Here is a 26,083-nt window from a genome sequence, read left to right on the forward strand (position 1 = left end):
TATCCCATCATGAATAGATTTAGCTTTCGTCGATGTCCGGGGTGGTCGGGTATCAGGTCTGGACGATCCCGCCGTCCCGGGTTTCCGCCTCCGGGTGCCGCTGGGCGCGGGCCCGCGGGCGGGTCGGGACGAGGAAATCCGCCGACCGCACCAGGAACACCACTGAGCCCACCGCCAGGATCGTCGCCCCGGTCACCGCCACGATCGCGACCAGCAGCCCGGGCTGCACCGAAGCGGCCAGACCGGGCATCACCACCAGAAGCGCCCAGAGCAGCACGGCCAGCGCCACCGCCCCCTCGATGAGCCTGCGCCACACGGCGCCGTCCGGTTCCCGGCGCGGACCGACGGCACCGCCCTGACCGGCGTCACCGCGCCGGCCCGCCGCCAGCGCCGCCGCGGCCAGGCAGAACAGCGTCACACCCAGCAGGACGCCGCCGAGCGCGTCACTGAACCGGTGCCAGCCAGTGATCATGGTGGCCGAGGCGATCAGCGAGACACCTGCCGCGCCCGGCACCGCCAGCCAGCGTCGGGCCCACGCGGGCAGCACCAGCATGAACGCCAGCAGCAGGGTCGTCGCGGCCGCGACATGACCACTGGGAAAGCTGTTGTGGGTGCTGGAACTGACGATCTGGAAGTCCGGGCGGGGAAGCACCGACTTCACCGCACCGGCCACCACCACCGCGCAGACGACCATGCCGACGCCCACCACTCCCGCCAGCAGCCGCCGGCACAGCGCTCCCAGCAGCAGCACCGTGCCGAGCAGGGCAACCAGCAGCGTCGGGTTGCCGAAGGTGGCCAGCACGGTCCGGGCCGGACCCACCAGGACGGTCTGCTGTTCGTAACCCCCACCCCGCTCGGCGCGCGGCAGGAGCAGCCCGTCCAGCCACTGACCGGGGTAGGTCCGCACGAACACGGCGCAGGTGAGGCCCAGGGCGAGCAGGTGGCCCAGGGCCGCCCCGAGCAGCAGCCGGCCCAGCGGCGCGGCTGCGCGGGCAGGTGACAGCGGTCGCGCCGGCTGCGGGCCGGGCGCCGACCGTCCGACGTGGTACGAGGATCCGAGCGACATACCGGCCATGGTCGGCCCGCCAGGTCCGGACGCTGTCCGCGGATTGTCTTGGTTCTGTCACAGTTTCGGCCCCGGCCGAAGGAGAACGGGTGGACCGCGCCGGCACGCCTCCCGGCCGGCGGCGTCGCAACGCGGCGATGACCAAATTCTCCGGCAAACCCGGCCAAGTCGCCCCGAATCACTTATGTGAAGCGTGAAAGGTCATTCATATGCTTGCATGCAACTATGTTTTACCCTGCCGAGACGCAATTCCACTAAGGTCAGGACGCCGATCAGGCAATGTTTCGGTCGGCAGCGCGACAACCATCCGGAGAAAGTTGGGGAACCGGAAGGGGTTGGGGAAAATGCAGGGGATTCCGGTCGCCTCCCTGGTCATCGGCATCGCGTCCTCGCCGGCCGAGCGCAGACAGCTGGCCCGGCTGCTCGGCGGGAGTGACGCCTTCCTGATCGTCTCGAATGTCGACCAGGCGCGGGAGTTTCTCGGGGTGGTGGAGATGCCGGCCGCCGCCACGGTGATTCCCGCCGCCGAGAGCGTGGTCGCCGAGGCGGCGCAGAGCTTACAGACGCCGCCACCACCCGACCTGGCCGTCGATTCCGACCGCCGGGTGCTGCGGTGGCGCGACCGGGAGATCGACCTGACCCGGTTGGAGCATGACGTCCTGCTCTGCCTCGTCCACGCGCCCGGGCAGGTCTGGACCTATGAACGACTGCACCTCGAGGTGTGGGGCAACAGGCACCTCGGCCGCGGCTCGGACATGCACTCCGTGGTCCGCCGCGTACGCCGCAAACTCGCCCGGCTCAACGCCGCGGCGACGATCCACGCGGTCCGCGGCGTCGGCTTCCGGCTCGCCCCGGTCTGACCGCGGAGGACATGGTCCGGCCCGCCTGGTCACTGACCAGGCGGGCCGGATCTGTCACCTACCAGTCAGGCGTTCAGCACCGAACGGGAGACAACCCGAAGTTCTCCACCGTGGGTGTGGTGGCGTTGATCTTCGTCGAACGGGTCTGCGGCTTCCAGCCGTCCTTGGCGACGATCATCGTGAGCGGGTTGTTCCGACGGTCCACCCAGTAGGCGTACTTGCCCTGGGTGTCGGTGGCGAAGGTCCACGACATCGCCCACGAGTCGACCTGGACCACCGCGCCGGCAATCGGCGAGGTCGCACCCGCGCAACTGGTCCCGGTCACCGTGCCCATCAGCTTGCCCCAGGTCTTCGGCGGCGTTGCGGTCATGGTCACCGCCACCGGCGCCACCGTGTACGGCGTGTTCTCCTTGATGCCGACCGAGCCGGAGTAGGTGCCCGGCTGGTCCACGTTCGCCGTCATCCCGACGGTGACCGTGACCTTCTCACCTGGCGTCAGGGTGACCGCCGACTTGTCGATCGTCATCCAGCTGACATCGGCCGCCGCCTCGGCACAACCCTCGAACCCCGGCAGCACCTCGCTGTCCGGCGCCGCGCTGAAGCTGCCGGACGAGCCACCGATCTTGTAGAAGCCGCACGCCGCGCCACCGCGGTACCGCGCGGTGTTGGCGTTCGGCAGGTTGGACCACGAGCTGGTGCCCGGGTCGTAGGCGAAGCCGGCGTTGCTGATGGCTCCACCCTGCGAACCGCCGACGACGAGGAGCTTGCCGCTCGCGACAGCGAACGAGCTGGCCCAGTTGTCGACCGGCGCATCGGCGATGGCGGTCCAGGTGTTGGCACCCGGGTCGAAGGCGTAGCTGGCCTTCTGCGAGGCGGCCCCGTCGTTGCCGCCGGTGCAGTAGATCGTGCCGTCGATCCCGCCGCAGGAGGCGAAGGCCACCGACTTCGGGTAGTTGGCCATCGTCTCCCAGCTGTCACTGCCCGGGTCGTACCGGACGACAGTGTTCGACATCGGCGTACAGGCCGCCGTGGTGCAGCCACCGATGGCGTACAGCTTGCCGTCGACCACAGCCTGCCCGGCGGCAGCTCTCGGCGCCGGGTTGTCGGCCAGCTCCGTCCAGGTGTTCGCCGCCGGGTCGTACGACCAGGTTGCCGCGTCCGGGCCGCCGTCCGCCCAGCCGCCGGTCGCGATGATCTTTGCGTCCACGACGCCCACGGCCAGGGCGTTGCGGGCGCCGGGGAGGTCGGCGACCGACGCCCAGGTCTGGGCGACCGGGTCGTACGCGTAGTTCTTCGTGGTCGAGCTCGACCCGTCGCCACCGCCGATCGAGTACACCATGCCGTTCAGGCTCACCACCCGGTTGTCCATGATGTTGGCCGGGTAGTCGGTGATGTCCGTCCACGGGGCGGCCTGCGGGCTGACCGCGGCGGGGGTCGCCATGGCCGCCTTGCCGGACGCCTTGGCGGCGAACGACGTCGGGACGGTGAGCCGCTGCTCCGGTGCGCCGGTGGCTCCGAGCACCTGCTGACTGGTCATCCGGGACCCGTCCGCCCGCAGGAGTTCGAACCCGTTGTCCCGCTCACTGAACTCGACGTCGACCGGCGCCCCGCCGGTGTTGGTCACCGTGAACGTCCTGCTGGCCTTGCCGCTGGGCATCTGCACCGTCGCGCTCACCTGAGTCGGCGTCACCGACAGCCGGCCGGCCGCGAGCTGGAAGTTCGCGGTGGTCGCCCAGTCGGCCTGCACGTCGACCTGCTTGCTCTGGCTGACGTAGTTGCCGGCCTTCGCGGTGAACTTGTGCGTGTCGGTCAGCGTCGAGTAGAGCCAGTAGAAGCCGTCGGCCAGCCCCGGGTCGTCCGGGGTCGCCACGGTGACGGCCTTCTCGGTGGGCCGGTCGTCACTGGTGACGGTGGCGCCGTTGACGTAGCTGTTGTCGTTCTTGTCACGGACGTTGCCGACGACCAGACCGCCGTCGACCGGCACGCAGGTGACCTGGCTGCCGATCAGGACGTTGTCGACCTCCCACCACCACTCGTACGAGGCGTCGTAGTAGTGGAACCGCACCTGGACCTGCGCCTTGCCGGCCGCCTGCGGGATCGGGATCTCGGTGACCTTCGGCCCCCGGACGTCGGACTCCTGCCGCAGGACGTTCGTCCAGGTGGCGCCGCCGTCGATGCTGAGATCGACATCGGCGGTGTCGTCGGCCAGTTGGTTGAAGTCCTGGTTGAACCGGATGACCGGGGCAGTGACGGCGGTCAGGTTGACCACCGGGCTGACCAGGGAGCTGTCTTGGCTCCCGCCGGCACCGTAGGCGTCGCTGTCGATAATCGCGAAGTTGCCGCTGCCACCGGTCAGGTTGCCGCGGTTGCCGTCGTCGGTGAACTTCCAGACCTGGCCGTTGCCCTTGTTGTCCACCACGGACCAGCCGGCCGGCACGGTTGTGCCGTCGAAGGTCTCGTACTCGCCGTCGGAGCCGAAGGTGTAGCCCGGCGCCGTCGTGCAGGTGGTGGTGTCCACCGGCACCGCGACGTTCGCGGTGACGTTGCCCGACCCGACCACGACCTCCTTGGTGACGGTCTGGTAGCCGGGGTACTGCGACTCGTACTTCAGGGTGTAGGTCTGCCCGGCCGGCAGCTTGATGCTGTAACGGCCGTTCGCCGGCGCGGTGTAGTCGTACACGCCGGACACACCCGTCACGGTGACCTTGGCGTAGAGCGGCCAGCCGTGGCCGGAGCCGTCGGTGACCGCTCCGGTGACGTTGACACTCGCCACCGCCGTCAGCGCGACGTTCAGCGTCGTGGTCGCGCCGTCCGTGACGGTCGCCGGCTTCGTCGTGCTGGCGTAGCCGAACGCCGCCACGGCGACCTGGTAGTCACCGACCGGGAGCGTGGCCGAGTACTTGCCGTCGGTGCCGGTGGTCACCTCGCGCCCGGTCGGCCCGGTGAGCGTCAGGGTGGCACCGGCGATCGGGCTGCCGGTGGTCGCGTCGGTGACCGTGCCGGCCAGGATGCCGGTGTCGCCGGTCGGGGCGGCGTTGAGCAGCGCGAGCGCGTCCAGTCGGCCTTCGCCGTAGACGTTGTTGTCCGCCGGAGTGCCACCGCACTGGTCGTCGGCCTTGTCGATCGCGGCGCCGTTGAGCAGCGCACGGGTCGCGTTGACGTCGCCGACCAGCGACGGGGCCGCCGCGTACAGCAGGGCGACCGTGCCCGCCAGGTGCGGAGCGGCCATCGACGTGCCGTTGTAGCTGGCATAGGAGTTGCCCGGGATGCTCGACCGGACGTTCACGCCCGGCGCCGAGATGTTGGGCTTGATCTCCCCATTCTGCCCGGCGCCCCGGCCCGAGAAGCCGGCGACGTTGTTGTTGATGTCGTACGCGCCGGTCGAGTAGTTGCTGACCAGGCTGCCTGGCGAGCCACTGCTCTGGCACGCCGGCCCGCTGTTGCCGTTGGACCAGGCCCCGAAGATTCCGGAGGCGGCCCAGGCCAGCGTCACGTCCTCCATGAAGGGTTCGTTGGACGGGTTCTGGCTGCCCCACGAGTTGTTGATGATGTTCGGCCGCTTGCTCGCGTCCGCGTTCTCGCCGTTGAGGTCCGTCGGCTCGAGCATCCACTGCCCGGAGGTGACCAGAGCGTCGTCGTTGGGGCAGCAGCCGTTCGCCGCGATCCACTTGACCCCGGGCGCGACACCGATCTGGTTCGCGCCGTCGGAGCCGGCCATGGTGCCCATCGTGTGCGTACCGTGGCCGTTGGTGTCACAGGGGGCGGTCGCGCAGGTCCCGGCGGCGTTGAACCAGTTGTAGTTGTGGTCGAACGTGCCGTCGCCGTTGTTGCCGCGGTAGGAGTTGACCAACGCCGGGTGGTCGAACTGGACCCCGGTGTCGATGTTCGCGATGGTGATGCCCTCGCCCGTGACGCCGTACTGGTCCCAGACGTCGTCGGCGTTGATGTTCGCGATGCCCCACTCGAGGGCGTTCACGGTCTTCTCATCGGTGCCCTTGGTGACCTCGGGCACCTTGTAGGCGACCGGGGCGTAGAGACCCTCCACCTCCTCGTGGGCGGCGAACTTCTGCGCCATCGCCAGCGAGCCGCTGCTCACCTTGATGGCGTTGGTCGCCCAGAAGGTCTGGTACTTCGCGCCCGAGCCGTCGAGTTCGGCCCGGATCTTGCCCTGGCTCTCGGCGGCGGTCTTGCGCAGTGCCTCCGCGACCGCCGTGCCGCGCTTCGACCAGTCCGTGATGGCGCTGGCCTTGCTCAGGTCCGCACGGTCCTTGAACCGGATCCAGAAGTCCCCTTCACTCTTGGCCTGGAGCTGCTTCGCGAGCTCCGGTCGGATCTTGTCCCCCGGAGCGGCGCCGGCCGCCGTTCCGCCGGGCGCCGCCTGCGCGCCCGAGCCGATACTGGCCAGGCATGTCGCGGCGAGGATCATCGCCGCACCAGCGCTCACCAGTGATCTGGCTGTGCGCCTCCATTGTGGACGTCTGAACATCCGTGTTGCCTCCCTCAGAACGACCCAGGGTGAAAATGGGCCATGGTGAGAGTGCAGGAGATCCGTCTCGATGAAACCGAGTGGACGAACCCCTCCATGCCCCCCATGCACCGCGCGGGTCACGCCGGTTGCCCGAATGGACACTATGATCGAGAAGAAAGGACGATCAAGAACTTGCCGTAAGCAACTTGTCACTAACGGTTGCCAGGCGGGCGGCAGGCTTGCCCAACACTGTCAGGACCATGACGAGAACTGGGCAGGATGATGCCCATGGATCCCGGGTGGGTGCTGTGGCCGAGGACGACGAAGCGGCGGTGGACGGGTCCGATCCGGTTGACGAGCCGTTCCCGCTGCTGATCGCGGTGACCTCGTCGCCGACCGAGCGAATCCGGCTCGCGGAGCGCCTCGAGGGCATCGCCCCGCTGCTGCTGGTGGCCGACCTCAACGAGCTGCGCCGGCTGATCGCCACTCCACAACGGCCTGCTGGGATACCGTCCCAGCCGGCGCCCGCCGCCGCAACCGACTCCGCCCTGGTCATCGACTCGCCCCGGTCCACCGCCCGCTGCCAGGACCGGGAGATCGACCTGACCCGACTCGAACACGACCTGCTGATCTGCCTGACCACCGAGCCGATCCGGGTCTGGAGCTACGGCGAGCTGCACCGGTCGGTCTGGCGCGACGAAGGGCGCGAGCGCAAGGCGGACGTGCAGTCGCTGGTGAAGCGGCTCCGACGCAAGCTGCACGACCTCGGCACCGGTGCCACGATCGAGGCCGTGCGCGGCGTCGGGCTGCAACTGACCGACCGTCAGGAGCCGCGGATCGGGCGGGCCTGACGCGGCTGCCTGATGTGGGCAGCGCCCCAGTGGACCACCGGGGCGGCGATCGGTCAAATCAGCCCGGCACGGGTCCACAGCAGGCGCCCCGGCCCGGCCACCAGGCCCACGCCCGCCAAATGGGCGTGCACCCGCTCCGCCGACCAGCGCAGGGTGGTACGCCAGTGCGGGTTGGCGCGGGCGGCGGCCCGGCCGACCGCCGGCGGGATATCCACCGCCGCGTACACGTCCGGATGGACCAGGCGGTTGGCGATCGTGTGGGCGGCACGGCCGACCAACAGCCGGGCGTACGACATGCTCAGCGGGCCGGCGGCCGCGACCTGGCGGCCCAGCTCCTCGCGGGCGAACCGGACGTGCCGTGCCTCCTCCACCACGTGGATACGCGAGACCATCCGGATGAGCGGCTGGAGCGACTCGTCTGCCATGATCTCGCGCTGGAACGCGTCGAGGATCTCCTCGGCGATGAGGATCGCGGCGTACATCCGAGGGCCGCTGGCGGTCGCCTTGAGGAACCGGCCGAGCAACTGGTCGACCGGGTTCGCCCGGTAGACCGGGCAGCCCATCGCCTCGATCAGCCGACCGAACATGATGGAGTGCCGACACTCGTCGGCGACCTCGGTCAGCGCGTACTGGGCGTGCCGGCTGGTCGGGTCGGCGTCGTAGTAGTGCCGGATCAGCATCTGCATGAGGATCGTCTCGAACCACAGCCCGGCGCTGGCCGCGCTGGCCACCTCGTGCTTGGTGAGCTCGACGCGCTGCTCCTCGCTGAGCCGGGCCCAGAGCGGGGTGCCGTAGAGGCTGCTGCGGTGCGGCGGGAGCCAGTAGGCGCCCGGGACGTGCGGCGCGTCCCAGTCGATCTCGACGACCGGGTCGTAGCTGGTGCGTAGCGAGGAGGTGAGCAGCCGGTCGGCGACCGCCGCGCGCTCGGATTCCGCCGGTCCCGCGTCCATGGCTCCTCCATATTGACGTGACGTCGGGTAACTGTTACGAGTAGTAGCATGCGATCGCCGCTCAAAGATGTCAATGGATCCGATCCGGCGACCCCCGCCCCCGACGAGGGCCGGAAGGCGAAGGGCAACGGCCGCCGGGACCGGTGGGCCGACCACCGTGAGCAGCGACGGCGGGACCTGATCGGCGCCGCCGTGCAGGCGTTGCTGCGACACGGGCCGGAGGTCGACATGGACCAGGTGGCCGCCACCGCCGGTGTCAGCAAGCCGGTCCTGTACCGCTACTTCGCCGACAAGTCGCAGCTCTGGGTCGCGGTGAGCGAGGTGGTGGCGGCCCGGATCATCGACACCGTGGCGCCCGCCGTGGAGCAGGTCCGCGAGGAACGCGGCCTGGTGCAGGCGACCATCGACGCGTACCTCGGGGTGATCGAGGCGCAGCCCACGCTCTACCGGTTCCTGATGCACCAGTCGGGCCACCCCGGCATCCACCAGGTGGTCGCCGGGACCAGCCAGCAGGTCGCCGCCGGATTGGCTCGCGTGATCGGCGACCGGCTGCGCGCGCTGGGCCTGGACGCCGGCCCCGCCGAGCCGTGGGCGTACGGCCTGGTGGGCTTCGTGCAGGCGGTCGGCGACTGGTGGACCACGCACGGCCAGCCGATCAGCCGCGCGGCCCTCACCGACTACCTGACCGCTCTGCTGTGGAACGGAATCGAGGGCGTACGCGCCAGCGCCGACCTGCCGCGCGAGCTCACCCGAGCCCACGAACGGATCGCGCCGTGAGTTACCACGGCCCGGCGGGCGTCGCGGGCACCGCGGTCCGGGTGCACCTCAGCGGGCGGTGGGAGCCGGTCGACGGCCGCTACCACTGGGGTGGGCGGATCGAACCCGATCCGCGGGTGGCCCAGCTGCTGCGCTCCGGTCAGCGTGACGTCGAGCTGCGGATCGCCGACCGGGTCCGGGCCGCCCGGCTCGCCGAGGTCGACCCGTGGGGCGGCGTACGGATCACCGGCGTGGGCGATCCGCCCTGGCCGCCGGCCGGACCGGGCCCGGCGCCCGAGCCTCTGGAGGAGTGATGGAGACACGCGGATGCGCTATGACCTGACCGGCAGGACCCTGCTCATCACCGGCGCGGCGCGCGGCATCGGGGCGCAACTGGCCCGCGCGGCCGTCGCCCGCGGCGCCCAGGTCGCCCTCGTGGGCCTGGAAGCCGAGCTGCTCAAGCAGCTCAGCACCGAGCTGGACGCTCACTGGCAGGAGTGCGACGTCACCGACCAGACGGCTCTGGAGGCCGCAGTCGCCTCCACCGTGGAGCGCTTCGGCGGCATCGACGTGGTCGTGGCGAACGCCGGCATCGCGAACCTCGGCACCGTCGCCGTGGGGCCGATCGACGCGTTGGTCCGTACCGTCGAGGTGAACCTCTGCGGCGCGATCCGCACGGTCAGCGCGGCGCTGCCCCACGTCACGGCCGCCCGCGGCCACGTCCTCATCGTCTCGTCAGCCGCGGCCTTCGCGGCGATGCCCGGCATGGCCGCCTACTGCGCGTCGAAGGCGGGCGTGGAGCAGTTCGCGAACGTGTTACGGCTGGAGACCCGCCAGCGCGGCGTCACCGTCGGCACCGCGCATCCGATCTGGATCGACACAGACCTGGTCCGGGACATCCGCGACGACCTGGCGTCGTTCCGCAGCACGCTGCGCCGGCTGCCGTGGCCGCTGTCCACCGTCGTACCCGTCGAGCAGTGCGTCGACGCCCTGCTGCGGGGCATCGAGCGCCGCAAGCGCAAGGTCTATGTGCCACGCTCGCTCGCCGTGGTGCAGGCGCTGCGGCCGGTGGTGTTGAGCGGGCTCTCGGACGCGCTGATCACCCGATTCGGCGGGCACCGCATGGTCGACCAGATGGAAGACGAGGTACGCCAGCTCGGGCGTTCCTTCGGCAGGACCTCCGTGGAGGGGTAGCCATGACCGTTCACTTTCGTCGCGCCGGCAGCGGTGAGCCGCTCGTGCTCATCCACGGCATCGGTCACCGCCACCAGGCCTGGGAGCCGGTGTTCGACCGGCTCACCGCCCATCACGAGGTGATCGCGCTCGACCTGCCCGGCTTCGGGAACTCCCCGGTGCCCGACGCCGGCATGCCCGCCGACATGGCCGCCACCGTCGCCGGGATCCTGCCGGTCCTGACCGCATGGGGGCTGGAGCGCCCGCACGTGGCCGGCTACAGCCTCGGTGGGGCGATCAGCCTGGAGCTCGCCGCCACCGGGGCGGTCGCCTCGGCCACCGCCTTCTCCCCCGCCGGGTTCTTCACCCCCGCCGAGCGCCGCCGGGCACTGGCCATCCTCACGATGTTGCGGGTCAATTCGCACCTACCCACCCCGATCATGCGGCTCGCGCTGCGCTCGGCGTACCTGCGGGCGATGTGCTTCGCGCCGTTGGTGGCCCATCCGAGGCTGCTGGACGCCGACCGCGCGCTGGGCGACGCGCTCGCCCTGCGGCGTGGGCTCGGCTTCAACGCCGTGGCCCGGGCCGCCCGCGACTACCGCTTCGACGGTCTCCGGCTGGCCGACGCGACGGTGCCGGTGACCGTCGGATGGGGTGACTGCGACCGCATCTTCGGCGTCCACCAGGCCGAGCGCGCCCGGGCTGGCCTGCCGGCGGCCCGGGTGGTGACGTTGCCCGGCTGCGGGCACGTGCCGATGAGTGACGACCCGGATCTGGTCGCCGCGCTCATCCTGGAGACCACCGGTGCCGTGCCCTCGGCGTCGTCCAATCCCCCGGCCGCGGCGCGACGCGGGAGTCAGGAACATCACTTCACAGAATAAAAACTTGCAGGCTCCGCAAGATCCCTCCTAGCCTCGCCGGGTGACCGATACCGACCAGGCTGCCACCGGGCGTCGCGACCGCAAGAAGCGGCAGACGCGGGCCGCGCTGACCGCCGCCGCGCTGCGGCTGGTCGCCGAACGCGGCCTGGAGCACGTGACGGTGGAGGAGATCAGCGAGGCCGCCGACGTCTCCTCGCGTACCTTCTTCAACTACTTCACCTGCAAGGATGAAGCCCTCACCAACGACCCGGCGCTCGACGGCACTCCGGTCGTGGCGCGGCTGGCCACCGCTCCGCGGGAGGTGCCGGCGTTGCAGGCCGTGCGACTCGCCCTCGACGAGGCGGTCGACACGATGCAGGTCGACCGGGAGCTGTGGCGACTGCGGCTCGCCGTCATCGCCCAGAACCCCGCGCTGCTGCCCCGGCTGATGGCGGGGAACGTCGAGACCGAGCGGGCCATGATCGCGGCCATCGCCGCCCGCCTCGGTGTCGATCCCGACCACGGCCACCCGGCGCTGGTCACCGCTGTGGCCGGCGCGACGTTCCGCACCGCGATGCTGCGCTGGGCCGCCGGCGACGACAGCCGGCCCCTGCACGACTTCGTGGACGAGGCGTTCGCCGCGGTCGCCGCCGGCCTGCCGGATCCACCACCCCCGTCCTGACCACACCAGCCCCCGCTCCGGCCGTACCGGTTCCGGGGCCAGCCCTCCAACAACACCCCGACAAGGGAGCGTCAATGACCACCACCGCCCCGCCCGCTGACGTAGCCGACGTCAGCACGCGCATGTCGCGTCGCGAGGTTCTCCAGGCCCTCTCCGGCCTGATGGTCGGCATGTTCGTGTCCATCCTCGCCTCCACGGTGGTGGCGAACGCGCTGCCGCGGATCATCGCCGACCTGAACGGCAGCCAGACCGTCTACACCTGGATCGTCACCAGCGAACTGCTCGCCATGACGGCGACGGTGCCGCTCTGGGGCAAGATGGCCGACCTCTACAGCAAGAAGCTGCTGATCCAGCTGTCGCTGGGGCTGTTCGTGGTGGGTTCGCTGATCGCGGGCTTCACGCCGAACGTCGAGGTGCTGCTGATCAGCCGGGTCGTGCAGGGCATCGGCGCCGGCGGCATGACGGCGCTGGCCACGATCGTGATGGCGGCGATGATCCCACCGCGCGAGCTGGGCCGCTACGCCGGCATCTTCGGCGCGGTCTTCGGTGTCGGCACCATCGCCGGGCCGCTGATCGGCGGCCTGCTCGTCGACACGTCGTGGCTGGGCTGGCGGTGGTGCTTCCTGATCGGGGTCCCCTTCACCATCCTGTCCATCGTCCTGCTGCAGCGCACCCTGCACCTCCCGGTCGTCCGCCGCAAGTTCAAGATCGACTGGCTCGGCGCCGTGCTCATCACCGCGGGCGTCTGCACGCTGCTGATCTGGTCGTCCCTGGCCGGAAACAAGTTCGCCTGGGCCTCGGGCTGGACGGCCGCGATGGTCCTCGGCGGTCTGGTCCTGCTGGCGCTGGCCGTCTTCGTCGAATCGCGGGCGGCGGAGCCGATCGTTCCGCTGGACATCTTCCGCAACCGCACGGTCTCGCTGGCCACTGCCGCCAGCGTGCTGGTCGGTGTCGCGATGTTCGGTGGCACGGTCTTCCTGTCCCAGTACTTCCAGATCTCGCTGGGCAAGTCCCCGACCGTCGCGGGCCTGATGAGCCTTCCAATGATCTTCGGTCTGCTCGTCTCGTCGACGGTGGCCGGCCAGCTCATCACGAAGTTCGGCCGGTGGAAGGCCTACCTCGTGGCCGGCGCCGCCGTGATGACCGTCGGGATGCTGCTCCTGGGCACCATCGACGCCACCACCAGCGTCGTCGTCCTGTCGATCTACATGGCCGTGCTGGGCATCGGCGTCGGCATGCTCATGCAGAACCTCGTGCTCGCCGCGCAGAACGACGTCCCCGCCCACGAACTCGGTGCCACCACCTCCGTGCTGACGTTCTTCCGCAGCATGGGCGGCGCCATCGGGGTCAGCGCACTCGGTGCGGTCCTGGCGAGCCGGGTGACCTCGCTGACGGCCGAGCGGCTCGGCCCGGCCGCGGCCGGCGGCGGCTCCGCCGAGGTGCCCGACCTGTCCACCCTGCCCGAGCCGGTGCTGCGCATCGTGCAGGACGTGTACGGCACCGCCACCGCCGACCTCTTCCTGGTCGGCGCCCCGATCGCGCTGCTCGCACTGATCGTCGTGCTGTTCATCAAGGAAAAGCCGCTACACACCCTCAGTGGGGACGAACGACGCGCCCAGGAGGAGGCGGCCGCAAAGGCCGCGACTCACTGAGCGGTACGGCAACTGTCGGGGGCGGGCCCGTTGGCCCGCCCCCGACCTGCGCCCACCGACGGACCGGCGGGGGCACTCCCTGCCGCCTCTGAGAGTCCGCGGAGGGCCGGTCACGGACGGCACCCGCACCGAAGAGCCCCATACCTCAGAGTCATGTCTATGCCTCAGAGGTATGGGGCTCAGGCCAACTCCCCCGGCACGGCTCGGGTCGCGGCCCGCGTTTTTCGGTAATGACAAGCTGCGAACCAGTTGCCACGTAACGTGAGGTGCAGCCGGTCAACCGGCTGACGCCAGACGTGCGACGGGCCGCCACTGTGGCGGCGCCGCTCGGCCGACTGCCGGGAGTCCGGCGAGATTCCCCGACCCGGCGTGATCCGGGTATGCGCGAATTCTGCCCAGTGGGCGCTGTGACGGTGCGAGGCTTCGGCCAGTTCTGCGCCGCCGCCGGCCCACACAGCCGCAGGAGGTGCGGACGATGCCCATGCTTTCGGTCTTCGATCCTCGGCACACCGTCGCTCCGCCGGGGTACAGCCGCTGGCTCATCCCGACCGCGGCGCTGGCCGTGCACGTCTGCATCGGCCAGGTCTACGCGACGAGCGTCTACAAGAACTCCCTCATCGCGCACTTCGACACCAGCCAGACGGCGATCGGGGCGATCTTCAGCATCGCCATCGTCATGCTGGGTTCGTCCGCCGCCGTGGGTGGCAGGTGGGTGGAGCGGAACGGACCGCGCCGGGCGATGTTCGTCTCGGCCTGCTTCTGGGCCACCGGGTTCCTTGTCGGCGCGCTCGGCATCGCGACCCATCAACTCTGGCTCCTCTACCTCGGGTACGGCGTCATCGGCGGCATCGGGCTCGGCATCGGCTACATCTCGCCGGTCTCCACGCTGATCAAGTGGTTCCCGGACCGGCCCGGCCTCGCCACCGGGCTGGCCATCATGGGTTTCGGCGGCGGAGCACTGGTCGCCGGCCCGCTCGCCCGCCAACTGCTCTCCCTCTACGACCCGGACTACAACCCCGCCAACCCGGCCGCAGTGGCGTCGGGACATGCCCTGGTGGCACTCTTCGTCACGTTCGCCATCGGATACTTCGTGATCATGATGTTCGGGCCGTTCAACGTCCGCGTCCCCGCGCCGGACTGGCGGCCCGCCGGGTTCGACCCCGCGCGCGTCGCCAGCCGGCCGCTGGTGACACGGGCGAGCGTGTCCGCGTCGAACGCCGTACGCACCCGTTCGTTCTGGCTGCTGTGGATCGTGCTGTTCTGCAACGTCACCGCGGGCATCGGCATCCTGGAACAGGCCAGCCCAATGATCCAGGACTTCTTCCGGGACAACGGGGTCAGCGCCGTCTCGGTGTCGGCGGCGGCCGGTTTCGTGGGAGTGCTGTCGCTGTTCAACATGGCCGGGCGTTTCGTCTGGTCGACGACCTCCGACCTCATCGGCCGCAAGCCCATCTACATGGTCTACCTCGGCGTCGGCATGGTGCTCTACGCGCTGCTCGCCGTGGCCGGCCACGCCGCGACGGCGGTCTTCGTGCTGATCGCCGCCGCCATCATCTCGTTCTACGGCGGCGGCTTCGCCACTGCCCCCGCCTACCTGCGGGACCTGTTCGGCACCTTCCAGGTCGGCGCCATCCACGGCCGGCTCCTGACCGCCTGGTCGGCGGCGGGCGTCGCCGGGCCGTTGATCGTCAACGGGATCCTCGACACGCAGGGCAAGCCCGGCACCCTCACCGCGTCGGCGTACCGGCCCGCGCTGTTCACGATGGTGGGCATCCTCGCCATCGGGTTCATCGCCAACCTGCTGATCCGCTCCGTGCCGGAACGGTTCCACGAGCCCGACCGGGGACCGACCTCGCCCGTGGCGCGTGCCACCGTCACCGACCCGGTCGCCCTCGGCCCGGACAGTCAACCCCCGGTGCCGCAGCAGGTCGGCGGCCAGACCGGGCGGCTCTGGCTGTCGTGGCTGCTCGTCACGGCGCTACTCGGATACGGCATCGTCCAGACCGCCATCACCGCCGCGAAGCTGTTCACCGGCTGATGTCATCCGCGCCCCGGCGAGGATGATGGCGCCGGGGCGCGGACACGGGGCGCGGGCACCGCGCGCGCCCACACCCCGGACGAACGGCTCCCAGGCCCGGGGCGTGCGGTCTACGCGCTCCGCGCTAACGGACGGCCGTCGACTCGTTCTGCTCGAGCCGCTCCCGCTGCGGCACGACCGTGTACTTCGGATCGCGCGCGGACGCCCTGCCGGCCTCGAAGACGCCGAACCGGGTAGCGACGGACGACGCCACGAGGGCCGCGCCGGAGATCGCCGACAAGATCCTGCTGCGCCGGCTGACCAGTGCGGCGGCGGTGCCCACGGCGAGCAGCGCGCGCCCCGCCCGGACCAGTCGGCCGCTGCGTCCCTGCGCGTAGGGCTCGCCGGTCAGGCCCAGCCGCTCCAACCGGCGACCGCCGACAAGTTCGATGGTCGCGGCTGCCAGCGCGAGCCGCCGCAGCGGGGCGGTCTCCGCGGCCGGCGCCGCCATCAGCCCGACCCCGGACGCGGCGGCGAGCGCGCTGCCGGCGAAGACGAACGGCAGTGACGGGTACGCGTCGTGCCAGGACGGCACGGCGGTGTCGGCGAGCAGCACCCCGGTGTAGGTGGCCAGAGCCGGCGCGGTGGCCGCGGCGGCCAGGCCGGCGACGTTGCCGATGGGCGGCGCCAGTCGGCGGGCAAGGCCGAGCGCACCGTGCTGCGGGAGCAGCGGCGCCAGCTCGGTGACCGCGGCCACGCCGGCCAGCGGCCCGAACGCGGCGAGGATCCAGGTGCCGACCGACATCGGCGAGGTCAGCTTGGCGACCCGGAGCATGTGGTGGAACCGGTCCGGCCGCCCGAGGTCGTGAACCAGCAGGTACGTGCTGGCGGCGACGCCGCCGAGGGCTGTCCAGCGGCTCACCGTCCGCAGCCCGGGCCGTCCGGTCAGTTGGGCACCCGCGCCAATCAGCGCGCTCCCCGCGGCGAGGCCGCCGGTGAACAGGTAGCCAGCGATGTCGTGCTTCCAGACCGGCGGCTTGAGGACCGGCCGGCCGTAGTAGGAGCTGAAGTCGGCCGGCGGCACGGTCAGCTGCTCGCCGCCGTGGCCACGCCCTCGACCGGGCTGGCGGTGGTGCTGCCCGTCGGGCTGGTCGAGGCGGGCCTGGAACTCGCGGAACCGGGCGCCGGCCGGCTCGGGTGGCGTCGTGTCCGTCATGGCCGCCTGCCCATGAACGCGACTGCGGTGGCGGCGGCCATCGTCAATGCCGCGAGCCCGGCGCGTTTCCACATGGCCGGTAGGTCGCGGGTGGTCACGATCGGGTCCGGCGGCAGCCCGTACACCTCCGGCTCATCCAACAGCAGGAAGAACGCCCCGTCACCACCGACCCCGTCGTTCGGGTCGTGCCCGTACAACCGCGCCTCGGGCACCCCCCGCTCATGCAGGGTCGCCACCCGCGCGGCAGCCCGCTCCCGCAACTCGTCCAACGCCCCGTACTGGATCGACTCCGTCGGACACGCCTGCGCACACGCCGGCGTCATCCCCACACCCAACCGGTCGTAACACAGCGTGCACTTCCACGCCCGACCATCATCCTTACGCTGATCGATCACCCCGTACGGGCAGGCCGAAATGCAGTAACCACACCCATTGCAGATGTCCTCCTGCACCACCACCGTGCCGAACTCCGTACGAAACAACGAACCCGTCGGGCAGACATCCAGACACGCCGCATGCGTGCAGTGCTTGCACACATCCGACATCATCAACCAACGGAAATCCGTACGTTGCTCCGCGCCGGTGCCCCGACCCGGCGGCTGCGCACCCGGCATCCCGAGGAACTCCGGCCCAGCGGCCATCCGAGCCGCCGCCGGCGGCGAGCCGGTGGGCAGACCCGGGTACGTCCCGGTGTCGGTGCTGGTGTGCGCCCCGACCGCCGCCGTCTCCGGGCTGACCGGCGGCCCGTCCGGAGTGTCGCGGAACGCCGGGGTCGCCCAGCCGATCGGGCGCGACTGCTCGACGAACGCGACGTGCCGCCACGAGTTCGCGGTCAGCGCCCCGGTGTTGTCGTACGACATGCCCAGCAGGTCGAGCCCGCTCTCGGGGACGAGGTTCCATTCCTTGCAGGCCACCTCGCACGCCTTGCAGCCGATGCAGACGCTGGTGTCGGTGAAGAACCCCATCCGTGGCGGGGCATCGACGTAGCCGGCGTCGGGCGCCGGGTCGAGCGGGCCGTACAGGCTGTTGGCGTGGGGCATCGTCAGACCTCCGGGTCGCGGCCGCTGTCAGCGATGTCGGTCGTGACCTGCGGTGGATAGTGCTGTACGAGATCCCCGGACCGTCGCCGGTAGTCGACGACGAGTTCCAGCAGCTCCTGGCCTCTCGGGCGTCGACCGGGCCGGACGTCACAGGTGCCGACCTTGCTCTCCTGGATCAGGACGTTGGGGTCGAGGCTGATGCCGAACAGGTCGTTGGCCGAGTCGCCGGTCACCAGGCCCTCGAAGCCGAAGTGGTACGGCAACCACACCTGGTGGATGATCCGGCCGTCCACCCGCAGCGGAGTGAGCCGGTCGGTCACCAGCACCTTCGCCTCGATGGCCGCGCGCGCGGTGACCAGGTGGGCCCAGCCCAGGTGGTTCAGCCCGCGTTCGGCCGCCAACTCCGGCGATACCTCGACGAACATCTCCGGTTGCAGCTCGGCCAGTGGGCGGACCGTCCGGCTCATCGCGCCGGCGGTGTGGTGCTCGGTGAGCCGGCTGACCGTGAACACGTACGGGAACACCGCGCTGTGCGGCTCCGGTGGGCTCGGGTTAAGCGTGTTGATCGGGTGTATGTAGACCTTGCGGGTCGGGTTGGCCTGCTGCCGGTAGAGCGGGTTACGCACCGGCGACTCGACGGGCTCGTAGTGCGTGGGCATCGGCCCGTCGAGCACGCCGGTGGGGGCGTACAGCCAGCCCTTGCCGTCGCCTTGGAGGACGAACGGGTCGTCGCCGGCGAGCCCCGTGATGCCCGAGGAGCCCGGTGGCGGCCGGTAGGACGGCGGTTTGGTCTTTTCGAAGTCCGGCACGTCGTAGCCGGTCCACTCGGCCTTCTGCGGGTCCCACCAGACGTACTTCTTACGTTCGCTCCACGGTCTGCCGTCCGGGTCGGCGGAGGCGCGGTTGTAGAGGATGCGTCGATTCGCCGGCCAGGCCCAGCCCCACTCGGCGGCCACCCAGTCCTGCTCGTGCCGGGACTTGCGTCGGGCCGCCTGGTTCACGCCGTCGGCGTACACACCCGTGTAGATCCAGCACCCACCGGCGGTGGAGCCGTCGTCCTTCATCTCGGTGAACGTCGACAACGGCCGGCCGCTGGCCACCTCGTAGCCGTTGATCTCGTACAGCACCGATTCGGCGCTCGGCTCGGCGTTCGGCCCGTGCGTCGGGTAGTGCCAGTTCAGGTCGAGCAGTGCCCGGTCGCGGGGTCGGGTCGACTGAGCCAACCGTTCCCGGATGATGCGTCCGAGGTGGTAGAAGAACCACAGCTCGGAGCGGGCGTCGCCTGGTGGCTCGACGGCCTTCTCCCGCCACTGCAGCAGCCGCTGGGTCTGGGTGAAGCTGCCCTCCTTCTCCACGTGCGAGGCGGCGGGCAGGAAGAACACCTCCGTACGGCACTCTTCGGGCACGATCTCGCCGGTCTCGATCTCCGGCGCGTGCTGCCAGAACGTGGCGCTCTCGATCATGAACAGGTCTCGGACGACCAGCCAGTCCAGATTCGCCATGCCGAGGCGCTGGGCGCGGCCGTGCGCCGAGCCGACCGCCGGGTTCTGCCCGAGCAGGAAGTACCCCTTGACCTTCCCGTCGATCATGTTCAGCACCTGCTGGTAGGTACCGTGGTCGCCGGTCATCCGCGGCATGTAGCCGTAGCAGTAGTCGTTCTCGGCGGTGGCCGCGTCCCCCCAGTACGCCTTGAGGAGGTTCACCCCGTAGGTGCGCGCGTTACCCCAGAAGCCCTTCTGCCCCGGGTGCCGGATGCTGTCCACCCACTCGTCCAGCGTCGGGTGATCCGCGTGGTGCGGCATCGGCAGGTAGCCGGGCAGCAGATTGAACAGCGTCGGGATGTCCGTCGAGCCCTGGATGCTGGCGTGCCCACGCAGGGCCATCACTCCACCACCCGGACGGCCCATGTTGCCGAGCAGCAGTTGGATGATCGCGCCCGTGCGGATGTACTGCACCCCGACGCTGTGCTGCGTCCAGCCCACCGAGTAGACGAGCATTCCGGTCCGCTCCCGGCCGGAGTTCTGCGTCCAGGCCTGAGCCAGCTCCAGGAACTTCTCCTGCGAGATGCCGCAGACCCGCTCCACCATCTCCGGCGTGTAACGGGCAAAGTGCCGCTTCAGGATCTGGTAGACGCAGCGCGGATGCTGCAACGTCTCGTCCCGTTCGGTCTGCCCGTTCACCGGTGCGCCGTGCGACTCGTGCTCCAGCCCGGCAGCGGTTTCCCGCTGTGTCTCGGTGTCCCGGGTCGCGACGTTCTGCCCGTCCCCCTCGTACCGCCAACTCTTCTGGTCGTAACTGGCGTTGTCCTCCTTGAAGCCGGAGAAGAGGCCGTGCAGATCCTCAGTGTCGAGGTACTCGTCGGTCACAATCGTGGCGGCGTTGGTGTAGGAGACCACGTACTCCCGGAAGTCGAGTTCGTTGTCCAGGATGTAACGCACCACCCCGCCCAGCAGCGCGATGTCGGTGCCCGCCCGGATCGGCAGGTACGCGTCAGCCAGCGCGCTGGTCCGGGTGAACCGCGGGTCGACGTGGAAGACCTTCGCACCCCGACGCTTGGCCGCCATCACCCACTGGAAGCCCACCGGATGTGCCTCGGCCATGTTCGAGCCCTGGATGACGATCACGTCTGAGTTGGCCAGGTCCTGCTGGAACTGGGTGGCGCCGCCGCGACCGAAGCTGGTCCCCAGACCGGGGACGGTGGCGGAGTGTCAAATACGGGCCTGGTTCTCGATCTGGAGCGCCCCCATCGCGGTGAACAACTTCTTGATGAGGTAGTTCTCCTCGTTGTCCAGCGTCGCCCCACCCAGGCTGCAGATACCCAGCGTCCGGTTGAGCGGCCGGCCCTCGGCGTCGACGTCCTCCCACGTCTCGTCCCGGGCCGCCAGCACCCGATCAGCGATCATGTTCATCGCCGTGTCGAGGTCGAGGTCCTCCCACTCGGTGCCGTACGGCCGGCGGTAGCGGACCGTCGTCTGCCGCAACGGGCTGGTCACCAGGCTCTTGCTGGCCGCACCCTTCGGACAGAGCCGACCCTGGGAGATCGGGCTGTCCGGATCGCCCTCGATCTGGGTGACCTGCCCGTCCTTGACGTACACCCGCTGGGCGCAGCCGACGGCGCAGTAGGGACAGACGGACTTGGCCACCGAGTCGGCGGTGTCGGTGCGGGCGGTGAGCGACAGGGAGCGGGCGGATTTGGCCGCGGCGCCCCGACCCAGCGGGTCGGTGCCGGTGACCTGACGGTAGAGCGGCCAGCTTTCGACCCAGCGCCGCACCCCCATCACTGCACCTTTCCGACGAAAGCGATAAAACGTGAACAGACCGACAATAGATGAGCGGCCACCCAGCGCGCAGCGGGATCCCGCAGCTCACCGACGAATGCCCTCCCCGGCCCGGTCGATCAGGCCGGGGAAGGCCGAGGTGGTACGACGTGGGCAACGAGATCCTGACGACCCCGGGCGGAGCAGGAGGCCTGTGGCTCGGTCAGGGGCGGGCGGTGGATCGGGGTCTCGAGGTCGGTGAGCGGGCGACCCGAGCCGCCCCACGCCTCGGCGATGATCTCGGCGGCGATCGCCACGGCCGTCTCCTCCGGCGTGCGCGCGCCGAGGTCCAGCCCGATCGGCGAGGAGAGCCGGGCCAGGGCGGCCTCGCTCACGCCCGCCTCGCGCAGCCGTCGTAGCCGATCGGAGTGCGTACGGCGGCTGCCCATCGCCCCGATGTAGCGGGCGGGGGTGTGCAGGGCGACCTCGAGCAGCGGCACGTCGAACTTCGGGTCGTGGGTCAGGACGCAGAGCACCGTGCGGTCGTCCACGGTCGTCGACTCCAGATACGTGTGCGGCCACTGGACGACGAGGTCGTCGACGTCCGGGAAGCGCGTACGGGTGGCGAACACCGGGCGGGCGTCGCAGACCGTGACGTGGTAGCCGAGGAACCGGCCGATCCGGGCCATCGCGGCGGCGAAGTCGATCGCACCGAAAATGATCATGCGGGCTGGGGACACGTACGACTGGACGAACACCGACACCTCGTCGAGTCGCTCCTCCCCCTGGCGGCCGAGGTGGACCATGCCGGTGGTGCCGAGGGCGAGCATGCCGGCGGCGTGACGGGCAACCGCGTCGTCCAGGTTCGACGCGCCGAGGCTGCCCGCGACCCGGTCGGGCCAGATCACCAGCTGCGCGTTCTCGACCGATGCCGTGGCGACCGGCCGGCCGTCCCGGATCGCCGCGAGCACCTCGTCGGGCTCGGTCATCGCGACGTCCGGCTGAACCAGGATCTCGATCGTGCCGCCGCAGGTCAGGCCGACGTCGAACGCGTCGTCGTCGCTGACGCCGTAGGTCTGGGTGCGGGCCTGGCCGGTCTCGACCGCCGCCCGGCACAGCTCGTAGACGGCGCCCTCGACGCACCCGCCCGAGATGCTGCCCAGGACCTCGCCGCTGGCGGAGACGGCCATGGCGGCGCCGGGCTGCCGGGGCGCCGACTGCCAGGTTCGGACGACGGTCGCGACGGCGAACGGAACGCCGGCGGCGCGCCAGCCGGTCAGTCCGTCGACGATGTCCCTCATGGCCGCACGATCCGCGAGCGCCGGCGGCACCGTCAACGGCGACCTAAGCAGTTGCTTAGGTCGCCGTTGACTTCGGCCGGCGCCGGGATCAGATTTTCCGCAACCACGGAGGTGCGACATGCAGGTGCCGGCACCGTTCGAGTACGAGCGAGCCACCAGTGTGGATCATGCAATCGGCCTGCTGGAGCGGCTGGGCAGCACGGCACGGCTGATCGCCGGCGGGCACAGCCTGCTGCCGATGATGAAGCTCCGGCTGGCCAACTTCGACTACCTCATCGACATCAACGACCTGCACGCCGAACTCGGCTACGTCGAGACGGGCCCGGACGAGGTACGGATCGGCGCGCTCACCCGACATCGGGAGCTGCTCGAGTCAGCCCAGCTGGCCGCGGCGTTCCCCATCTTCGCCGACGCCGAGCGGGTGATCGCGGACCCGGTGGTGCGCAACCGGGGAACGCTGGGCGGATCGCTCTGCCAGGCCGACCCGTCCGAGGACCTCTCGGCGGTCTGCACGACGCTGGACGCGAGGTGCGTCATTCGCGGCCCGGGCGGCGCCGAGCGGGTCGTGTCGATGGAGGAGTTCCACGTCGGGCCGTACGAGACGGCCGTCGCGGACGGCGAGATGCTGGTTGAGGTGCGGTTGCCGGTGCGGCCCGGATGCGGCAGCGCGTACGAGAAGGTCGAGCGCCGGGCCGGCGACTGGGCCGTGGTGTCGGCCGGCGCGGCGGTGTGGCTCGACGGCGGCGCGATCGTGGACGCCCGGGTCGGGCTCGCCGCGGTCGGCCCGAACACGACGGGCATCCCGGAGATCTCGGCGGCGCTGCGCGGGCGTGAGCCCTCCGAGAGCCTGTTCGAGCAGGCCGGAGCGATCGCCGCGGGTAGCTGCGATCCGGCGACCGACCAGCGCGGCAGCGTCGACTACAAGCGGCATCTGGCCGCCGAGCTGACCAGACGGACCCTGCGCCGGGCCGTCGAGCGGGCGAGGAGCTGAGCATGCAGGTCACGATGACCGTCAACGACGTCGAGGTCACCCGGGAGATCGAGGCCCGGCTGCTGCTGGTGCACTTCCTGCGGGACGTGCTGGGCCTGACCGGCACGCACTGGGGCTGCGACACCAGCAACTGCGGCACCTGCGTGGTCTGGTTGGACGGCGAGCCGGTGAAGTCGTGCACGGTGCTCGCCGCGATGGCCGGCGGCCACCGGGTGCGTACCGTCGAGGGCCTCGCCAAGGGCGCCCAGCTCGACCCGGTCCAAGAGGGTTTCATGCAGTGCCACGGCCTGCAGTGCGGTTTCTGCACGCCGGGGATGATGATGACCGCCCGAGCGCTGCTCGACCGGAACCCGGATCCGAGCGAGACGGAGATCCGGGAGGCGATCTCGGGTCAGATCTGCCGGTGTACGGGCTACGCCACCATCGTGCGGTCGGTCCGCTGGGCCGCCGTGGCCGAGGCGGAGGCCGCCGCCCGGGTCGCCGAGACCACCGAATCGACCGAGGCCGGCGAGATCGACACCGCCGGCCAGCCCGCGGAGGCCGCCGCATGACCACCGTGCACGAGCGCGTGGACACCTTCCACGACAACGACCAGAAACCCGTCGGGTACGGCCGGATGCTGCGTAAGGAGGACCCGCGGTTTCTCCGCGGTCGCGGCCGGTACGTCGACGACGTTCAACTGCCCGGCATGCTGCACCTGGCCATCCTCCGGGCTCCGGTGGCGCACGCCCGGATCGTCAGCATCGACACGAGCGCCGCCGAGGCGTCGCCCGGGGTCAGGGCGGTGGTGACCGGCGCGATGCTGGCGCAGCAGGGCCTGGCCTGGATGCCGACCCTCTCCAACGACGTGCAGGCCGTGCTCGCCACCGACAAGGTGCGCTTCCAGGGCCAGGAGGTCGCCTTCGTCGTCGCCGAGGACCGCTACGCGGCGCGCGACGCGTTGGAGTTGATCGACGTCGAGTACGACGTCCTCGACCCGGTGATCGACGCCCGCCGGGCGTTGGAGCCGGGCGCCCCGCTCATCCGCGACGACCTCGAGGGTAAGGCGAACAACCACTGCTTCGACTGGGAGACCGGCGACGAGGCGGCCACCGAGGCGGTGTTCGCGCGCGCGGACGTCGTGGTCAGCCAGGATCTCGTCTACCCGCGGGTGCATCCGGCGCCGATGGAGACGTGTGGGGCCGTCGCCGACTTCGACGCCGTCGACGGCAAGCTGCGGCTCTGGTCCACCACCCAGGCGCCACACGCGCACCGCACCCTCTACGCCATCGTGGCGGGCATCCCGGAGCACAAGATCCAGGTGATCTCGCCGGACATCGGCGGCGGGTTCGGCAACAAGGTGCCGATCTACCCCGGGTACGTCTGCGCGATCGTCGCCTCGATCGTCACGGGCAAACCGGTGAAGTGGATGGAGGACCGGTCGGAGAACCTGATCAGCACCGGCTTCGCCCGCGACTACATCATGCGCGGTGAGATCGCGGCGACCCGGGACGGCCGGATCCTCGGCATCCGCACCAACGTGCTGGCCGACCACGGCGCGTTCAACGGCACCGCCGCGCCGGTGAAGTACCCGGCCGGCTTCTTCGGGGTCTTCACCGGCAGCTACGACATCGAGGCCGCCTACTGCAGGATGACGGCGGTCTACACCAACAAGGCGCCCGGCGGCGTCGCGTACGCCTGCTCGTTCCGGATCACCGAGGCGGTCTACCTGGTCGAGCGGATCGTCGACTGTCTCGCCGACGAGCTGGGCATGGACCCGGCCGAACTGCGGCTGAAGAACTTCATCAAGCCGGAGCAGTTCCCGTACACGACGAAGACCGGCTGGGTGTACGACTCCGGCAACTACGAGCCGACCATGCGGCTAGCGATGGACATGGCCGGCTACGCCGAGCTGCGCCGTGAGCAGGAGGAGAAGCGAGCCCGGGGCGAACTGATGGGCATCGGCATCGCGTTCTTCACCGAGGCGGTCGGCGCCGGCCCCCGCAAGAACATGGACATTCTCGGGCTGGGCATGGCGGACGGCTGCGAGCTGCGCGTCCACCCGACCGGCAAGGCCGTGGTACGGCTCAGCGTGCAGTCCCAGGGCCAGGGGCACGAGACCACGTTCGCGCAGATCGTCGCCGAGGAGATCGGGATCCCGCCGGCCGACATCGAGGTGCTGCACGGCGACACCGACAACACCCCGTTCGGCCTCGGCACGTACGGCAGCCGCTCGACGCCTGTGTCGGGCGCGGCGGCCGCCCTGGTGGCGCGCAAGGTCCGCGACAAGGCCCGGATCATCGCCTCGGGCATGCTCGAGGTCTCGGTGGCGGACCTGGAGTGGGAGAAGGGCGCGTTCCACGTCAAGGGCGACCCGGGCACGTCCGTCACGATCCAGGACATCGCCATGCGCGCGCACGGCGCGGGTGACCTGCCCGAGGGCATCGAGGGCGGGCTCGAGGCGCAGATCTGCTACAACCCGTCGAACCTGACGTACCCGCACGGCGCGTACATCTGCGTGGTGGACATCGATCCCGGCACCGCGCAGGTGAAGGTGCGGCGGTTCATCGCGGTCGACGACTGCGGCACCCGGATCAACCCGATGATCATCGAGGGGCAGGTGCACGGCGGGCTGACCGACGGGGTCGGCATGGCGCTGATGGAGATGATCGCGTTCGACGAGGACGGCAACTGCCTCGGCGCGTCGCTGATGGACTACCTGATCCCGACGTCACTCGAGGTGCCCGACTGGGAGACCGGCTTCACCGTCACCCCGTCGCCGCACCACCCGATCGGGGCGAAGGGCGTCGGCGAGTCGGCGACGGTCGGTTCTCCCCCGGCGATCGTCAACGCGGTCGTGGACGCCCTCAAGCCCTTCGGCGTACGGCACGCCGACATGCCGCTGACGCCGTCGCGGGTCTGGGACGCGATGCGCGGCCAGGCCCGGCCGCCGGTCTGAGGGGG

The 26,083-nt window shown here is 70.4% G+C and carries 18 protein-coding genes and 1 pseudogene; 12 read left to right on the top strand and 7 right to left on the bottom strand.

Features of this window, described 5'->3' with window-relative positions; all coding sequences use genetic code 11:
• Positions 1-52: 52 nt before the first annotated feature.
• Positions 53-1,066, bottom strand: coding sequence for a phosphatase PAP2 family protein (locus BUS84_RS10515; RefSeq protein WP_074310916.1), 1,014 nt, complete (start codon positions 1,064-1,066; stop codon positions 53-55).
• A gap of 344 nt (positions 1,067-1,410) precedes the next feature.
• On the opposite strand from BUS84_RS10515, the gene BUS84_RS10520 reads away from it, so the two are divergent.
• Entirely contained in the window at positions 1,411-1,926 is a 516-nt protein-coding gene (locus tag BUS84_RS10520; protein WP_074310918.1) for a winged helix-turn-helix domain-containing protein, read from the top strand.
• A 73-nt stretch (positions 1,927-1,999) separates the two neighbouring features.
• On the opposite strand, the gene BUS84_RS10525 is transcribed toward BUS84_RS10520, so the two are convergent.
• Positions 2,000-6,370: a S8 family serine peptidase gene (locus BUS84_RS10525; protein ID WP_244298465.1), complete on the bottom strand. Its 4,371-nt coding sequence runs from the start codon at positions 6,368-6,370 to the stop codon at positions 2,000-2,002.
• Positions 6,371-6,693: 323 nt separating this feature from the next.
• Between BUS84_RS10525 and BUS84_RS10530 the strand changes: the two genes are divergently transcribed.
• Positions 6,694-7,245, top strand: coding sequence for a winged helix-turn-helix domain-containing protein (locus BUS84_RS10530; RefSeq protein ID WP_244298466.1), 552 nt, complete (start codon positions 6,694-6,696; stop codon positions 7,243-7,245).
• Between the two features lie 53 nt (positions 7,246-7,298).
• On the opposite strand, the gene BUS84_RS10535 is transcribed toward BUS84_RS10530, so the two are convergent.
• Positions 7,299-8,195, bottom strand: coding sequence for an AurF N-oxygenase family protein (locus BUS84_RS10535; protein WP_074310924.1), 897 nt, complete (start codon positions 8,193-8,195; stop codon positions 7,299-7,301).
• A gap of 48 nt (positions 8,196-8,243) precedes the next feature.
• On the opposite strand from BUS84_RS10535, the gene BUS84_RS10540 reads away from it, so the two are divergent.
• The 7 genes from BUS84_RS10540 to BUS84_RS10570 all read left to right on the top strand — a co-directional run bounded on the left by BUS84_RS10540 (position 8,244) and on the right by BUS84_RS10570 (position 15,356).
• Positions 8,244-8,972, top strand: coding sequence for a TetR family transcriptional regulator (locus tag BUS84_RS10540; protein WP_074310926.1), 729 nt, complete (start codon positions 8,244-8,246; stop codon positions 8,970-8,972).
• Positions 8,969-9,265 carry a DUF4873 domain-containing protein gene (locus BUS84_RS10545; protein ID WP_074310928.1) on the top strand — a complete coding sequence of 99 codons (297 nt, stop codon included), beginning with the start codon at positions 8,969-8,971 and terminating at the stop codon, positions 9,263-9,265. The genes BUS84_RS10540 and BUS84_RS10545 overlap by 4 nt, the downstream gene beginning before the upstream one ends.
• Before the next feature lie 13 nt (positions 9,266-9,278).
• The gene (locus BUS84_RS10550) at positions 9,279-10,145 is read left to right on the top strand and encodes an SDR family oxidoreductase (RefSeq protein WP_074310930.1); all 867 of its coding nucleotides are present in this window, start codon (positions 9,279-9,281) and stop codon (positions 10,143-10,145) included.
• 2 nt (positions 10,146-10,147) lie between these two features.
• Positions 10,148-11,005 (top strand): alpha/beta fold hydrolase, encoded by an 858-nt coding sequence (locus BUS84_RS10555; RefSeq protein WP_074310932.1) that lies wholly within the window; start codon positions 10,148-10,150, stop codon positions 11,003-11,005.
• A 40-nt stretch (positions 11,006-11,045) separates the two neighbouring features.
• Positions 11,046-11,666 (top strand): acyl-CoA-like ligand-binding transcription factor, encoded by a 621-nt coding sequence (locus BUS84_RS10560; protein ID WP_074310934.1) that lies wholly within the window; start codon positions 11,046-11,048, stop codon positions 11,664-11,666.
• 74 nt (positions 11,667-11,740) lie between these two features.
• Entirely contained in the window at positions 11,741-13,318 is a 1,578-nt protein-coding gene (locus BUS84_RS10565) for an MDR family MFS transporter (protein ID WP_074310935.1), read from the top strand.
• A 481-nt stretch (positions 13,319-13,799) separates the two neighbouring features.
• Positions 13,800-15,356, top strand: coding sequence for an OFA family MFS transporter (locus tag BUS84_RS10570; protein WP_074310937.1), 1,557 nt, complete (start codon positions 13,800-13,802; stop codon positions 15,354-15,356).
• 124 nt (positions 15,357-15,480) lie between these two features.
• Here the strand turns inward: BUS84_RS10570 and nrfD are convergent, their stop codons facing one another.
• The 4 genes and pseudogenes from nrfD to BUS84_RS10595 all read right to left on the bottom strand — a co-directional run bounded on the left by nrfD (position 15,481) and on the right by BUS84_RS10595 (position 22,149).
• Entirely contained in the window at positions 15,481-16,551 is a 1,071-nt protein-coding gene (gene nrfD, locus BUS84_RS10575; protein WP_074310939.1) for an NrfD/PsrC family molybdoenzyme membrane anchor subunit, read from the bottom strand.
• A complete protein-coding gene (locus BUS84_RS10580) occupies positions 16,548-17,591 on the bottom strand; it encodes a 4Fe-4S dicluster domain-containing protein (protein ID WP_074310941.1) in 1,044 nt (347 codons plus the stop codon). The genes nrfD and BUS84_RS10580 overlap by 4 nt, the downstream gene beginning before the upstream one ends.
• Positions 17,592-17,620: 29 nt before the next feature.
• A pseudogene (fdh, locus tag BUS84_RS10585) lies at positions 17,621-20,869 on the bottom strand (formate dehydrogenase); the annotation flags it as partial.
• A gap of 119 nt (positions 20,870-20,988) precedes the next feature.
• Positions 20,989-22,149 (bottom strand): XdhC family protein, encoded by a 1,161-nt coding sequence (locus BUS84_RS10595; RefSeq protein ID WP_074310947.1) that lies wholly within the window; start codon positions 22,147-22,149, stop codon positions 20,989-20,991.
• Positions 22,150-22,267: 118 nt separating this feature from the next.
• Here BUS84_RS10595 and BUS84_RS10600 point away from each other — a divergent pair, with 118 nt between their 5' ends.
• Genes BUS84_RS10600 through BUS84_RS10610 form a run of 3 tightly spaced genes read left to right on the top strand, consistent with a single transcriptional unit; the run spans position 22,268 to position 26,078 of the window.
• A complete protein-coding gene (locus BUS84_RS10600) occupies positions 22,268-23,140 on the top strand; it encodes an FAD binding domain-containing protein (protein ID WP_074310949.1) in 873 nt (290 codons plus the stop codon).
• 2 nt (positions 23,141-23,142) lie between these two features.
• The gene (locus BUS84_RS10605) at positions 23,143-23,691 is read left to right on the top strand and encodes a (2Fe-2S)-binding protein (protein ID WP_074310951.1); all 549 of its coding nucleotides are present in this window, start codon (positions 23,143-23,145) and stop codon (positions 23,689-23,691) included.
• Complete coding sequence (locus BUS84_RS10610; protein WP_074310953.1) at positions 23,688-26,078, top strand: aerobic carbon-monoxide dehydrogenase large subunit; 2,391 nt, start codon at positions 23,688-23,690, stop codon at positions 26,076-26,078. Before BUS84_RS10605 ends, BUS84_RS10610 begins: the two co-directional genes overlap by 4 nt.
• The last annotated feature ends 5 nt before the right edge of the window (positions 26,079-26,083 follow it).

The organism is Micromonospora cremea, assembly GCF_900143515.1.
GTDB classification, from domain to species: Bacteria; Actinomycetota; Actinomycetes; order Mycobacteriales; family Micromonosporaceae; genus Micromonospora; species Micromonospora cremea.